The sequence below is a fragment of the Okeania sp. genome, assembly GCF_983059655.1.
On sequence record NZ_CEZPJD010000097.1, the window covers coordinates 1 to 15,431 of the forward strand.

Annotated in this window: 7 protein-coding genes; 5 read left to right on the top strand and 2 right to left on the bottom strand. The window is 36.9% G+C overall.

Annotation, left to right across the window (positions count from 1 at the left end; all coding sequences use genetic code 11):
- Positions 1–353: 353 nt before the first annotated feature.
- Positions 354–1,181: a class I SAM-dependent methyltransferase gene (locus AC3DU7_RS08290; RefSeq protein WP_488038879.1), complete on the top strand. Its 828-nt coding sequence runs from the start codon at positions 354–356 to the stop codon at positions 1,179–1,181.
- Positions 1,182–1,466: 285 nt separating this feature from the next.
- Here the strand turns inward: AC3DU7_RS08290 and ppc are convergent, their stop codons facing one another.
- Positions 1,467–4,562, bottom strand: coding sequence for a phosphoenolpyruvate carboxylase (gene ppc, locus AC3DU7_RS08295; RefSeq protein WP_488038880.1), 3,096 nt, complete (start codon positions 4,560–4,562; stop codon positions 1,467–1,469).
- A gap of 545 nt (positions 4,563–5,107) precedes the next feature.
- Positions 5,108–5,338: a hypothetical protein gene (locus AC3DU7_RS08300; protein ID WP_488038881.1), complete on the bottom strand. Its 231-nt coding sequence runs from the start codon at positions 5,336–5,338 to the stop codon at positions 5,108–5,110.
- Positions 5,339–5,999: 661 nt separating this feature from the next.
- Here AC3DU7_RS08300 and AC3DU7_RS08305 point away from each other — a divergent pair.
- From AC3DU7_RS08305 to AC3DU7_RS08320, 4 genes are all read left to right on the top strand, one after another.
- Positions 6,000–9,200, top strand: a complete 3,201-nt coding sequence (locus AC3DU7_RS08305) for a hypothetical protein (RefSeq protein ID WP_488038882.1) — start codon at positions 6,000–6,002, stop codon at positions 9,198–9,200.
- Positions 9,201–10,281: 1,081 nt separating this feature from the next.
- Positions 10,282–13,071, top strand: a complete 2,790-nt coding sequence (locus AC3DU7_RS08310) for a zinc-dependent metalloprotease (RefSeq protein ID WP_488038883.1) — start codon at positions 10,282–10,284, stop codon at positions 13,069–13,071.
- Positions 13,072–13,853: 782 nt separating this feature from the next.
- Positions 13,854–14,147: a hypothetical protein gene (locus AC3DU7_RS08315; RefSeq protein WP_488038884.1), complete on the top strand. Its 294-nt coding sequence runs from the start codon at positions 13,854–13,856 to the stop codon at positions 14,145–14,147.
- Entirely contained in the window at positions 14,134–15,429 is a 1,296-nt protein-coding gene (locus tag AC3DU7_RS08320) for a DUF6745 domain-containing protein (RefSeq protein ID WP_488038885.1), read from the top strand. The genes AC3DU7_RS08315 and AC3DU7_RS08320 overlap by 14 nt, the downstream gene beginning before the upstream one ends.
- Positions 15,430–15,431 lie beyond the last annotated feature (2 nt).

The window sequence follows — 15,431 nt, forward strand, 5'->3', positions numbered from 1 at the left end:
AATGGTAGATGCACCCTGATGGATAACCTTCGCCTTCATTGGTGGAGGTTTTTTTATTTAACAACTTTTCTTGATTTTGTCGCAATGTATGTCAAAATATAATTTATAGATGCACCCTGATTAATAATTCCTGGCCAAAACTGGCTGGGTTTTTTTGTATGGAATAGGATAACTAAGACAAAAAAGTTTTTATCATTGTTAATATTTGACTAAATGGATTTGGGGTGTAGATAAAATTTTTATAAACAAGATGTTTCACTAATATAAATTAGCCAAACTTTTACAAAATCTTGATATTTTACCGATTATTATAGGGCTACCTTAAAATACAAATATTAATCTTTCAAACAATTATGTCTGATTCCTTACCCAAAAATAATTGGTATCAAGACTTTAACCTGGAACAGAAATCCAATTGGTATGGCCAAATAGCAGATGCTTACGATAAAACCAGACCTCGTTATCCTCAACCATTAGTCAACCGTGTCGTAGAAATAGCTCAACTTTCTCCTCATGCCAAGATTTTAGAAATAGGCTGTGCTACAGGAACAGCAACCACTAGCTTTGCTGATTTTGGTTTTTCTATGGTATGTGTAGAACCCAATCCAGAATCTTATAAAATAGCTGTGAAAAATTGTGCCCACTATGAAAGAGTGAAAATCATCAATACTACTTTTGAGGAGTGGGAATTAGAAAAGAATCAGTTTGATATAGTGCTTGCTGCTACTTCTTTTCACTGGGTATCCTCTGAATTTCGTTATGCGAAAACTGCTGAAGCTTTAAAAAACAATGGCTTTTTAGTTTTACTCTGGAATACTCCACCCCAACCAAGTCAAGATATTTATCGGGAATTATTAGATTCAGTTTATCAGACCTATGCATCTGATGTAAAAGGGTATGAAGCGATCGCAACTCATCAAAAAAATATTAGTAGTATAGGAAATGCAGTGATTGACTCTGGTAAGTTTCAAAACTTAGTTTCCGAAGAATTAATATGTGAAGTAACTTATGATATTGATGATTATATAGCACTTTTAAGCACTTTATCGCCTTATATTGCAATGGATTCAAAGCAACGTCACACTTTATTTGAAAATTTGAGTACAACTTTAAAAAATTATCATGGCAATATTATAAACCTTTCTTACTTATCTGCACTTCAGATTGTCCAGAAAGTCTGATTTAACTGAGCTATAATTCAATAATTAATTATTAATTTATTAATTATTAGGGTTTGCTGAATAAAGTATGAGTGGTAGGGGTATGAGACAACCCACCCCTAGCCCCTCCCAGGAGGGGAAGACAGGAGACAGGAGACAGGAGAAATGGAAATTATAGAGGAGGTAGTCGTAAAAATTGTAAGAGTGATTTTTCTGCCATAATCACCTCACAGTTTTTTCCACTCCAGGTCTCCCCTACTCCCCCACTCCCCCACTCCCCTACTATCCTACTCCCCACACTCTTCCTCAACCTGTATTCCGCATTCCGGCCGCAATACCATTGAGAGTCAACAAAGCTCCTTGTAACAACTCACCCTTACTATAGCGAGAGTGAATTACTCCTGGCGTACCTGTATCATGCTGACGCAGGCGTTTTAACAAAGCTACCTGCAACATACCTAGAGGAACAATATTAGCATTCCGCAACTGCACAGAACGCTGTAAATCTGGTTCTCCATCTAAAGGTCGTTGATTGCCAGAAATTTGTAAAACTAAATCCCGCGTTAGGTTATATTCGGTAGAAATTTGCTCAAACAACGCCTCAAATCTTTCCTGGTCTTCTGAGTTAGATAATTCTCGGACATAATAATGAGCCATTTGCAAATCTACCTTCGCTAGAGTCATTTCTACTTTAGAGATAGCAGTAGTAAAGAATGGCCATTTTAGATAAAAGTATTGCAAAAGTTTCATGTGTTCTTCTGGTTGCTTTTGCACAAATTCTTGTAAAGCAGTTCCTACCCCATACCAAGCAGGTAATAGGAAGCGACTTTGGGTCCAGCTAAACACCCAAGGAATTGCCCGTAAACCAGAAATTGTCTTCTTTTTATCATTTTTCCTCCGGGCTGGACGAGAACTAATTTGTAGTTGACTAATTTCTTGGATGGGGGTAACTTGATAGAAAAATTCTACTAAGTCCTCTTGTTCATAAATCAGATGTCGGTAATGGGTGCGCGATCGCACCGCTAACTCTTCCATAATGTCATTCCAGGTGTCAATTTCATCAAACCCTGTATGTAGTAAACTAGCTTGAATAACTGCAGTAGTGACATTTTCTAAGTTATACATTGCTAACTGAGGCAGAGAATACTTAGAAGCTAGCACTTCACCTTGTTCAGTAATCTTAATCCGCCCACTAATACTCTTACCAGGTTGAGCCAAAATCGCTTTATAAGCAGGACCACCACCACGTCCTACTGAACCGCCACGCCCATGAAATATCCGCAATGAGATACCATATTCCTGACCAATTGTATGTAAAGCTTTTTGAGCTTTATGAATTTCCCAGTTACTACTTAGGAACCCAGAATCTTTATTACTATCTGAATAACCAAGCATCACTTCTTGCAAATAAACAGTCTCTAACTCAGATTTAACTTGAGAGTCTGCTTGTACTTGTAATTTATCATACCCACCAGCAAGTGCTGCCCGATACAAAGGCAATTCAAATAAATTGCGCATCACCCTGGGAGCATTTCTCAAGTCTTCCACTGTCTCAAACAGAGGCACCACCAGAATCTCACTTGTACCAGTTGCCGGGTCATAAAGTCCTGCTTCTTGCGCTAGCAACAACACTTCCAACATATCGCTGACATCACGACTCATACTGATAATGTAAGTTTGGCAAATTTCTGGACCAAACTCTACCTGTAGCTGTCGTAGCATTCGGAAAGTGTTAATGATTTCGCAAGTTCTCTCAGAAAAAGGTAGTTCTGTAGGAATTAGTGGGCGACGAGTAGGCAATTCTGTTGATAGCCATTCAGTGCGCTCTGCCTCTGACATTTCAATATAGGGTTTAGGCAGAATTTGTAAATATTCGGTAACTTCGTTAATCACTGCCTCATGGACAGAAGACTCCTGACGGATATCCAGTCGTGCTAAATTGAAGCCAAAAATTTCTACCTGGCAAATGATATTTTCCAAGTCACTACAGCTTAAGCCAGTTTCGCTCAAGTTACGTTGAATGAGTTGTAACTCTTCTAGAAATTCCGCACCAGAACTATAAACTGCTGCTGTTTCTCGACGTTGGGAGAGAACTTCCATTTCTCTCTGGAGAGAATCACCATTATACAAGCGCCAGTTGCGATCGCGAGTATTTTCCAAGCGCTTTCTCACATAAGACAACTTCAACCTATAGGGTTCTCGCCGATAACGAATTGCCCACTGGTCGTATACTTCGGGCATTTGTAACTGGTCACGGTCTAACGAGTCCAGAAGTTCTGGTAAAACATCACTCCAATGCAGCGACAAACTTAAAAGTTCGATCAGGGAATCGATATGATTTATATACTTATCTAACACTATCTTGCGTTGATAGCAAGCTGTTTGCCAAGTCACCTCTGGGGTACAAAAAGGATTACCATCGCGGTCAGCTCCTACCCAAGAGCCAAACTTACAGAAATTGAAAGTCGGTGGTTTTAAGTAAGGGAAAGAACTATGTAGAGCTTGCTTAAATCTCTGGTATAGTTTAGGCGTAGCTTCAAATAATACCTCCTCAAAGTAATGAAGAGTCGTTTCTACTTCATCAAGTACAGTAGGTTTAAATTGGTGTATTTCATCTGTACGCCACCACAAACGAATTTCTTCTGTTAACTGTTCCTTGAGAGATTCTGCTTCCCAAGATGAAACCACTGAATTTTCCTGTTCTCCATCTCCAGAAAATTCTGAAAAACTTTCTTCTACTAGATCGAGTTGTTGGAAAATTTTGGCAATGCGTCGCTGTTTTGTTCTAATGGTATGACGTACAATTTCTGTAGGATGTGCTGTAAACACTAGACGGATATCTAAGTTATCAATTAATCGTTGAATTAATTGAGATGGTACGTTCAGAGTCCGCAGTAAGGGAAATAGATAATGAAATGTCCCCTCTCCTTCAGGTTTACTTCTGTTATCGCTCCAGACAGGAATACTTCCAACTCGTAATGAACAAGCCTCACCATCCTTAGCTTCATCATCTTTAAAGATTAGTTTTCCTAAACCTTTGTTATTAGAGTAGGCTAGTTGTTGAATCCTTTGTTCATAATGTTGTTCAACAATATTGATTAGCTGAAAATATAAAGCAAAAGCTCGGGCTGCCCGAATTGCATCTTTAAGTTCTAACTGTTCAATAAGTTGTACAATTTCTGAATCCAGAAAGTTAAAAGCTTGTCCTTCTGTGGAATTAACCAAACGCATCTTCTGGAGTATGCTTACCAATTCTTGGCCGCACTCTTGCTCTAGCACTAATTCCCACAAATTTTCAATTATTTTAATTCGATTACTCAGAAATAGACTGGAAGCTTTAGTAGGGGTATTGTTAACCCCTTGTTTTAGTGTTGTCTGTTCTGACTGTAGTAGTGAACTCATGTTACTTATTCCTTAGTACCTGCTGATATAAAAATAAATGTATTGTTTGATTCTGTTACACTCCTTCAATGGGATTTAATTTAAAAGGATGGCAGTTGCTGCATCCTTAACCTTGAGTTGAAGAAATCTTAGGAATCTGTTGAAACTATAAATAGTTAAATAAAATAGACATTTCCAATAATCAAAAAGAAAATCAATTATCGTACATAAATCATAAATTATTTCCCCCAACTCCCTCTCTTGGTCTCATGGATATGACTCAGAAACCCGCTCTTTAAAGAGCTTATCTGCGGTCTGCTATCCCACCCTACTGGAGTGGCACACCTAAAGCTGTACACTCTTATTTTTGTTTTTTAGGTCTCTTAATCTCCTCATCTCCCCAAATTCTACTCCTGGGAGGGGTTAGGGGCGGGTCTCCATCTCTCCATCTAACGCATCATTTGAGATGAAATAGTCCACTACGGAAAGCTCCGAAGAGCGACCGCTTGCTACTGTTGCCGTCGCGGGAGCACACCGCTACTCCCTATTTTTTCGGAGATGTCTAATCAGGAATCTGATGAATTTTGGGGAAAATTAAGCATTGGTAGGCGATCGCCCCGGAAGATTTCCTCACTATAGAGGCCAATTTCCGGTAATAATTCATTGATGGCTTTATTACCTAATAAACCTAATAAAACAGGACCAGTGGCCCAGCTAAGTAAAATATCTGAGGAAATTTTCCAACTGGGAGTTTTTAGTGTAGGATTTTCAGAGGAATTTTCTCGAAAGGATTGCATTGATATTACCTCAATAAGTGTATACGTAAGGACATATATAGGAAGCTTAACAAGACTTAAGCATCTTCAGACAATCGACAAATATTCAATAATATCAGGACTTACGCAAAGACACTGTGTATAGAGTCCAGTAACTATTGGACAATAGTTATGAGTACTATATATAGCGTATCTGCGTAAGTCCTAAATATTTAAAGTTTGGTTGAATATTAATTATTTTAAGAGGGTAAGACAGTTGAAAGTGAGAAGTAATTAATAAGTTTGATACGATGATATAGTATTTTCCATAACTCAAAGCTAAAATCAATAGAAATTTTTCTTAATTTATCAAAATAACATGGGTCTAAAACCCCGCATTCTAAGGCGCAATATTTTTGAAGCGAAGCTCAAATCCCCTACTTCCCATCCTGGTAGGGGCGGGGGTGGGTTAAATTCTGACTTCTGACTTCTGACTTCGTTGACAGTGCGTGGCTCCTAATTTTCCTGTGAATAGTATAATAATATACGCATGATTTTCAACTATATCTATTGTGCTAATTTTAGCAAGAGACTTTCCTTTATAATGTTTATACGCTACAGTCCAAAATGTCACTAACCAATAGTTAAATCGCTTGAGGGAGTCTCCCACAAACAGGAGAAGATGAAAGGGAATAAAACTATATTGACAGAAAATCGCTCTCCTTTAGGAGACTGGGCACAGGAAGCTTTAGGACTTCCAGAAGTGCAAGTACAGGTAAGATTGCGTGGCAATCATTTACATATTCTCTGTGAAGCCGAAAAATGTCCAGAAATGAGCTTTGCCCTAGCCCAGTTTTCCCAGGCACTGGGTCAGGTCGATCTAGAATCTTTATTACCTCCTAATCAACCTCGAATTTACCAGATGTTTCTATGTGGCCGAACTTTAGGTCGCAGAAGACCTGACTGGACAGTAAAACTTGATAGTAATAAGGTAGCAACTCAGACCCAACAGGTAAATACTTCTTCTAGTTCCTCTGATTCAGAAGTTAATACCCTCTCAGGGTCTAATTATGTTGTTCCTGCAAAATACCCACAAAATCAAAATGATAGTCATATTTTACCAGAAGGAAATCTGACAAAAGTCACTGCTGGACAATCTCCGAAACTAGATATTAATCACAATGTCTCTGAATTACTTTCCACTTCCCACCAGGCATCTGTGTTGACAAATGACACATTAGACCATTCAGAACTGGTTTTATCACCAAAATTAGACTCAGAAAATTCTTCTGTTACTGAATCAAAACAGTCTAATGAATTAGAAACAGAGTCAGAGAATGCAGAAGAATTAGATCGGTATTTAATTGATTCTCCTCTTACAGTTTCCTATCAAAGATTGGCTCAATATGGCCATCCAGATGCAATTGCTAGTTATCTTAGTGAAGTTTTAGGTGAATTAGGGGTTTCTGTAGATGTCAGTATTCGAGAAAGACAACTTAAGGAAAAATTAACAGAAACTACCCAACAATCAGAAGATTCTGCCAAAAGTCCTGAATTGAAAACCCATAAAATTTTATGGGTCTCCTGTGAAGCAGCTTATAGTCCAGCTCCATCTTTGTTGGCGGAACCGATCGCCCAAAAGCTCCGAGAATTAAAACTCAAAGATTTCCATGAAGCTTTAATTTCTCTACTTGTTCAGGGTGAAACTGCACCTGACTGGATGTTGCGGGTGGACCTAACTCCACCAGACCTGATGCTGCAAGAATGGGCAAGTTGGGGAGATGTGGCAGCAATTGAACGTTTGCTACAACAACAATTTGCTACTCTTGAAATCAAGATTAGAGCTACTCTCAAAGAATCTACATTACATTTATTTTGTACTAATAATTCAAACCAACAAGCTCCAGATAAAAAGAAGACAAAAGAAGCGATCGCCTCTACATTATCTACAATTCTACCTAAAGGTATCCAAGCTGCTACCATCTATGGTTGCATTATTAATGAACCGGAACAAAAATCAGAGTCACCTCTTTGGATCGACTGGTTGAATTTACCCGCATCCGAAAATCAAGAGATGGCAGCAAGTGCTAAAGTTTTGGCAAGTCAGGGAAACTATGAAGCTATTAGTTTTCTGTTAAACAAATTACTTAATCCAGACCTCGATCAAAAACTACAAACAGGTGGTATCCGGGTATTAATATTACCTAAACAGGAATTATTGCACGTTATGAGTGAAGCTCCTACCTGTCCTTCTCAATCTCAAGTAGGACCGCCCATCGCTCAGTTTTTGCGTCAACTTCAAGTTCCAGGAATTAGTGGGGTGAGGGTGTATGGCCGTCGTGCTGGTCAAAAATTGCCTTTGTGGCGCTATGGTATTAATTTTACTACCAGAAGTCGCCAGTATTCGGAACAACCTCCGGAGTTTGCTGCTTCTCCAGATATGGATTTGTTATTAGGAAAAAGGGCAGATCGTGTTTTTCTCAAGTTAACGCCACAGGCAACTGAAAAATTTGATTCAAAGCTGTTAACTCCTAGTCAGAATTACACAGTTACAAAACAACTTTTTACGGCTATTCAACAGTTACTTATTACTTCTCGTGTATTTATTCCTAATGAAGAATATTCTACACAAATTGGTAATTCATTGACATATAATACTTTTAATTATGGTAAATGGATTACTGCTTTTGCCTGTGCTGCTATGGGTATTTTGTTAACAGTTCAAACCGATCTAAAATTAGGTGCAGTGTTAGAGCAACTTCCAGATATTTCCCAGTCTGGAAATATTTGTCAGGGTCCGAATTGCCAAACTCCTACAGAAGTAAATGAAGATTCTGTGGAAGCTGCTGAATTTTCTACTTATCCTAGTTTTAATAGTCCGCAATTAGATGAACAGTTAGTTCGTTATCAACAGTATTTACAAGCAGCAAAAAAACCACCAGATATTTTAATAGTTGGTAGTTCTAGAGCATTGAGAGGAGTCGATCCTACAGTACTGGAGGAAAGTTTAGCAACAGCAGGATATCCAGATTTAAGAGTTTACAATTTTGGCATAAATGGGGCAACAGCTCAGGTGGTAGATTTAATTGTACGCCAAGTTTTACCAGCAGAACAACTGCCACCATTAATTATATTTGCTGATGGAGTCCGCGCTCTTAATAGTGGCAGAGAAGATCGAACTTTTGATATTATTGCGAGTTCTGAAGGCTATGAGGAAGTAGATGCTGGTACGTTTAGTATTGGGACAAATACATCAGAAACGTCTGCTAATTTTGGCATTAAAAAATACAAACAAATATTTAAAGAATTACAGGAAAAAGTTGAGGAGATATCTCTTACTTATCAACAGCGCGATCGCCTCAAAAGTTTAATAACTTCAATCATAAATAATCCCCAAGAAAATTGGAATTTTTGGCAGCAAAAAGAAGACGAAAATGTAACAGTAGAAGATGAAGAAATTGATAAATTAGACCAATTTCAATCTAACGGTTTTCTACCAATTTCAATTAAGTTTGAGCCAGAAAATTACTATCAAAATTATGCTAAAGTTTTGGGTAAATATGATGCAGATTACGCTGACTTCCAGTTGCCAGGAAAACAAATAACTGCACTAAAAAATTTACTACAGTATACTCAGTCAATAGGAATTAATTTTGTATTTTTGAATATGCCTTTAACTACAGCATATTTAGATGAAGCACGAACTAACTATGAACTAAAATTTCAAGAATATATGCAGCAGTTACCTCTAGAATATTCAAATTTTTTATTCCGAGATTTAGGTACTGCATGGCCAGATGCTTACAACCGATTTTCTGACCCCAGTCATTTGAATCTTTATGGAGCGATCGCTGTTTCTCAACAGTTAGCTGAAGATAATATTATTCCTTGGTCAGAACCTTAAAATGCAGAAGGAAGAAGGAAAAATTTTATTTTTAAGCTGTAGAATTCCAATATGAAATACAAAAAATTGTGCTATTTACAAATCTCCCTATCAATATTTGATAGCAAACATTAACCTATTTCATCTCATATAATAACTGAATTACACTCTCCTCCATTTTCTCCTTCTTATAGCGCTTTTCACATGGATAGACTACAGTTAGTATGGGCAACCCAAAAGCATTTTTCTACCCCCTACTCCCTACTCCCTACTCCCTACTCTAAGCGCCAAAAATAATTTTGTGGTCTACTCAAATGAAAAGCGCTGTAAGATTTTATAAATTGATAATTCACTACTTGAGGTTATCTAAACATAAAGTAGAGTTTTTCTAGATTCTAAATAATCTTTAAGAGTATTTAAATAAGCGATCGGGATTTGTAGTATCGCACAATATATCGACCGTCTTTGCCCAGCTTACTATACTTATCTGCACTATTGGCAGTGTATAAATTTTCGGATTATCATAGAGAAAAAAGGATCTTGAATTCATCAAACTAGCTAAGGTGGACAAAAATTACAAAATTTACTATTAGTACTGTTAGTTATGAATATAGCAATCCTAAATCATTCGCGATTATTGTTATTGCTTCAGTGTTTCTAAATTCTCTATTCCCTAAAATCTACAATATCTCACAACTTAAATAAGATTGCTATAATTGAATATTTTCTCATCGCACTATACTTCTTCCTGATTCTTTAATTAATTATGTGGACTATCGGTCAAAATAAAACCCATAAACAGAAAAACTGTATAGGCAAAACAATCTCGCAAAAAATCATTAAAATTACCGAAAAATTTAGGTATAAAGCCTCTTCATTCATGGAGAAAAAAGCGGTCTTTTTCGGCTGTCGCCGAGATGAAACGCTGCGCGACATGTTTGCGGAGCATGACCTAGGAAAAAGTGGATCTTCCGGTAGGATGGGATGGCGAGGTCTCCTCACCATATCTATGAGATCAAGAGAAGAAAAAAAATTATTTGATCCAATCCTCTTATTTATAAGAAGAGGTAATTCTAAATTCTTAATTCTACATTCTAAATTCTTGAAGAGCATATTACTATTATTTTGTTTATCATTTCTACTGGTTATATTTATCATTCCTATAACTAGAGCTTCAACAACCAATATTTCAACATATCCACAAGAAATTAGTAGTACAGCAGAAGAAATAGATGATTCTTATGAACAATTAATTGATGGGTTTGAAAAACTAGAAGGGATGTTTACCATTTATAGGGATAAAGAAACAGGTAAAACATTAATGGAAGTTAAACCAGAACAACTTAATAAAAACTTCCTTTCTGTAATAACTTTAGAATCAGGTATTGGTGAGGCTGGTTTAATTAGTGGTTTACCATTAGGTGATTTTATATTTCAGTTGCGCCAACATCAAGATGATATTCAATTTGTGATACCTAATCTCCATTTTCGGACTAATGAATTAGACCCTCAAAGTCGTTCAATTAAACGTTCTTTTAGTGACTCAGTTTTATATTCTCTGCCCATTGAAGCAACTCATCCTCAAAGAAAAACATTGTTGATTGATTTGGAAAATTTATTAATAGGAGAAATGAATTTACCATCTCTAGAAGAAGCTTTACCTAATGACTACTCAATAGATCGAACAAAATCTTATATTAGTGATGCTAAAGCCTTTCCTTTAAACATAGAATTAGAATCATTTTATGGTATTATAAACGAAGATAATACAGTATATTTAGAATCTGTGCCAGATAGCCGTGCTTTTAACCTCAAAGTTCGCTACAGTTTTTCAGAATTACCAATAAGTAATGGTTATATTCCTCGATTAGCCGATGAAAGAGTAGGTTATTTTATTAGCGCTTATAAAGATATTTCTGACAATAATCGTAGAGAACCTTATGTTCGTTATATTAATAGATGGCATTTAGAAAAACAAATTCCTAGCGCACCCTTATCTCCCCCCCTAGAACCGATAATTTTCTGGATAGAAAATACAGTCCCCATTGAATATCGTGATGCCATTCGAGAAGGAATTTTAATGTGGAATAAAGCTTTTGAGAAAGCAGGATTTATTAATGCTATTCAAGCTAAACAAATGCCTGATGATGCTACTTGGGACCCGGCCGATATTCGTTACAATACAATTCGTTGGTCTACTGTTTTTGATTCTTGGTTTCGAGGATTAGGCCCTTCTCGTGTCAATCCATTAACAGGACAAATTTTAGATGCAGATATTATTCTCAATGCAGGTGTTATTAGGGATATTAAATATGGCGAAATAGGCAGCATAATTTTACAAAATCAATCTCTTGCTCAAGCTTTTCAAACAAAGGATGGAAAAAGTTACAATCCCTGTGTATTAGATATGTATTCTCGCTATTTAGGCAATTTAGAAAGTGAGACGGCAGCTAATACTTCAAATAACAATATAGAATCTATTATTCCTCAATCTCTACAAGCAAAATATCAATCTTCTCGGAAGTCATCATTGTTAAACTCTCACTCATCAGAACATCTTTGTTTTGATTGGGAGTCATCTCAGCAGTTGGCAATAGGGGCAGTGGCAATGGATGCTTTGCAAAACATTAGACCCCACAGTACAGAAATGGATAGGTATGTAAATCAATACTTAAAGTATCTTACCGCTCACGAAGTTGGACATACTCTTGGTCTTAGACATAATTTTCATGGTAGCACTATGCTAGAACCAGAACAATTGAACGATACAACTATTACTCAAACAAAAGGGTTAGTAGCATCTGTAATGGATTATGTACCAGTTAATATAGCTCCACAGGGAACAATACAAGGAGACTATTTTCCCATTATAGTTGGTCCTTATGATGATTGGGCAATTGAATACGGTTATAAACCCAGTGGCACGACTAGCTATATAAGTGAAAAAGGATTTTTACAAGAGATTGCCAGACGAGCATCTCAGCCAGAATTATCTTATGCACCAGATGAAGATTCTTATGACATTCTCGATCCAGCAGCAAATAGGTTTGACCTCAGTAAGGATATATTGATTTATTCTCAGTGGCAACTGGATAACGCCCGAAATATTTGGGAAAGTTTAGAAAAGCGGGTTCCTCAAAGTGATGAAAGTTATAGTGAAGTCAGGGTAATGTTTGATACGGTATTCTTTTACTATATACGACAAATAATGGATACTACTTTGTATGTAGGTGGTCAGTCATTTAATCGGGAGAGTACCAAAAATACTAATGGGCGGTTACCATTTGAACCTATATCTGTAGAGCAACAACGCCAAGCGTTAGGAATACTAGATAAATATGTTTTTGCTGAAGATGCATTTCAGTTTGCACCAGATTTACTGAATAAGTTAGCTCCATCGCGTTGGCGACATTGGGGAAGCTCTGTTTTAGTGTTTCCTTTAGATTATCCTATTCAAGATAATATTTTGTTTCTGCAGAGGATAGTTTTACGATCGCTCCTTTCTGATGTTCGTTTGACTCGTCTACGAGATTTGGAGTTGAAGACAACGCCGGATAATGCTTTGAAACTACCGGAACTTTTTGAGACTCTGCAAAAGAGTATCTGGACTGAAGTTTTGGAGTCTAATGGTGGAGAAGTTGAGATTTCTAGTATGCGTCGATCTCTGCAACGAGAACATTTAAATCTGCTAATTTCAATGGTATTGCGTAATCGTACTGTGCCTGAAGATGCTCGAAGTTTAGCTTGGTATGAGTTGCGACAACTGGATAAAGATTTGGAGAAGATAATTAAAAAGCGGGGCAAGAAAATGGATGACTATACTATAGCGCATTTGGAGGAAACACGCGATCGAATTGTGAAAACTTTGAACGCACAATTACAGTCTAATTAGGGTTTGCTTATGGAAGTCTTTTTGCTAAGGCAGGGAGTAGGCAGTAGCTAAGACTCAAGAGTTGGAGGGAGTTGTAGAGGAGGTAGTCAGAAAAATTATCCCTTGCCAACTCTGCCCAACTATACGCCAGAATACTCACTTTTGAGCTTTATAAGGCGAAAATCAGGTATTTCTGATCTAAAAAGGCTAAAACCAATATCAGTAAAGACTTTGATATTAGATCGGTAAACCCTAATTAGACGAAATAACAATGATCTTCATCAATTATTTCCCCCTACTCCCTACTCCCTACTCCCTAATAAATGTTATTTATGGGTATTTAAAAAGACATGATATTAAGTAATTATTCCGTTGCTATAAGTCAAAAGAATTAAACAATTGTAAAAAATATAAAAATAATATAAAGAAATTATATAAACTTAATATATCAGAATTTTCTTTTATTAAAGCAACAAATAAAATTATATAAATCCATACTTATAAGTAAAATAACCAGATAAATATATATCATTTTTTTTGGAAAAACTCTATCAATATAGAAATTAATAAATTAAGTAAATTAAGTATAAGAACAAAGTATTTAACAAAAATCAAAGTAGCTCATAAGCCTCTTTCCTTCTGCTTTCTGTTCTCTGGCTACAGTTCTTATCTAAGGATGAATTGTAATAATACTTACCGAATATTAAAGTTGATTGACAAATGTGGCATGATGTATCATAGAATTTACAGGGTGTAATAAGTATTTTTTGTGTAATTAATATAAAGCCTAAGGAAAAATAACGATGCAGCCAATTAGACAAGGTGACGTAATATTACAACCAGTTAAGCTTAGTTCAGGTAAAAAACTATCTCACCTGACTTTAGCAGAAGGGGAAGTAACTGGACACTCTCATCGAATTACTCGTGGAAATGCAGAGTTATGCGAAAAAGATGGTACTCTGTACCTGAAAGTTTTGTCAGAAAAAGTAACTTTAACCCACGAGGAACATAAGCCTATCGAAATTCCTCAAGGAAATTGGATGGTGCGCATTCAGCGAGAATATGAACCTATGGGATGGCGCTATGTGGCAGACTAAAATTGAAAACCTTACAGCAGAACAAAAAGCATTAATACCAATATATCAGGAAAAGTGGCACAAGAATATGGTGTCAACTGAGCCGATAGATAGGCAAAGGGCAGCAAATGCTGTCAAAGCAGCTTATTCTGCTATGGAAAAACGAGAGCCAGAGATTCTATTTATCAGTAGTCCAGATGCGATAAAAGAGATAGTAGGATCGCGATCGCCTCAACGTTTAGTGCAAATGTTAGGCACTCCCTTACTAACTTCCTTACAAGTTCAACTCTCAGAAGAAATAGAAAGTCAAATTGATGAGCAACTCTGGCTGAAACTGGAAAATGATTTGCCTAATGAGGAATTACTACAGCTAATGTTTATCTGGCAAGATGCCTTAGCTGAAAATGCAGAATTTTTGGGAGAGTTGTGGATACAATGGCAAGGTGGAATTATTAGGCAAATCTGGGAACAGCAGCAAAAACAGTTGCGACAACAACTAATAGAGTTTCCTGGAGGAGATCCTTTAATTAGATTTGGTGATGTAATTTGGCAACAAATTGGACAACCCCTATCACAACATATAGAAGTTAATGTATGGCAACATCTCTCTAGTTACTCCCCGATCCGAGAGTGGGAAGAAAAGATTAAGCAACCCCTACAACAAATAGGTGATGCCATCGGGTTAGTATCAAATATTAGCCAAAATTTGATGGCAAGCTCCATTGAAATGCTCGACTTCTGTGTATCTGTACTGAAGTGTAGTTACAACGAAAAAAAATGGCAGGCACTTCAAGGGTTGGTTAAAGAATGTGGGTTTGTGTTGCCACTAGAGAATACTTGTTTGGTATGCGATCGCCCAGTCAAGTTGTATCTGGACGAACAAAACCGTTTTCATGGTGAAGGGGGATCGGCAATTAGATTTATTGATGGTTATCGTATCTATGCTTATCATGGGGTAAAGCTGCCAGAAAAATATGGATTATTATATCCCGAACGATGGCAAGTACGATGGTTACTGGAAGAGGAAAATGCCGAACTACGACGGGTATTAATTCAGGGAATAGGGTACAGTAGAATTTGTCAAGAATTGCAGGCAGTAGAATTAGATAGTTGGCGAGAGTATACTCTATTAAGAATAGACAATTATATTGATGTTGAACCCATTTATCTATTAAAAATGACTTGCCCTAGTACAAACTATATCCACGCCACAAGGGTGCCACCAGATATTCGTAAAGCCAGGGAGGCTATTACTTGGGTAAATTGGGGGGTCGATCCAGAAGAGTTTCTGGTGGAAACTTAATG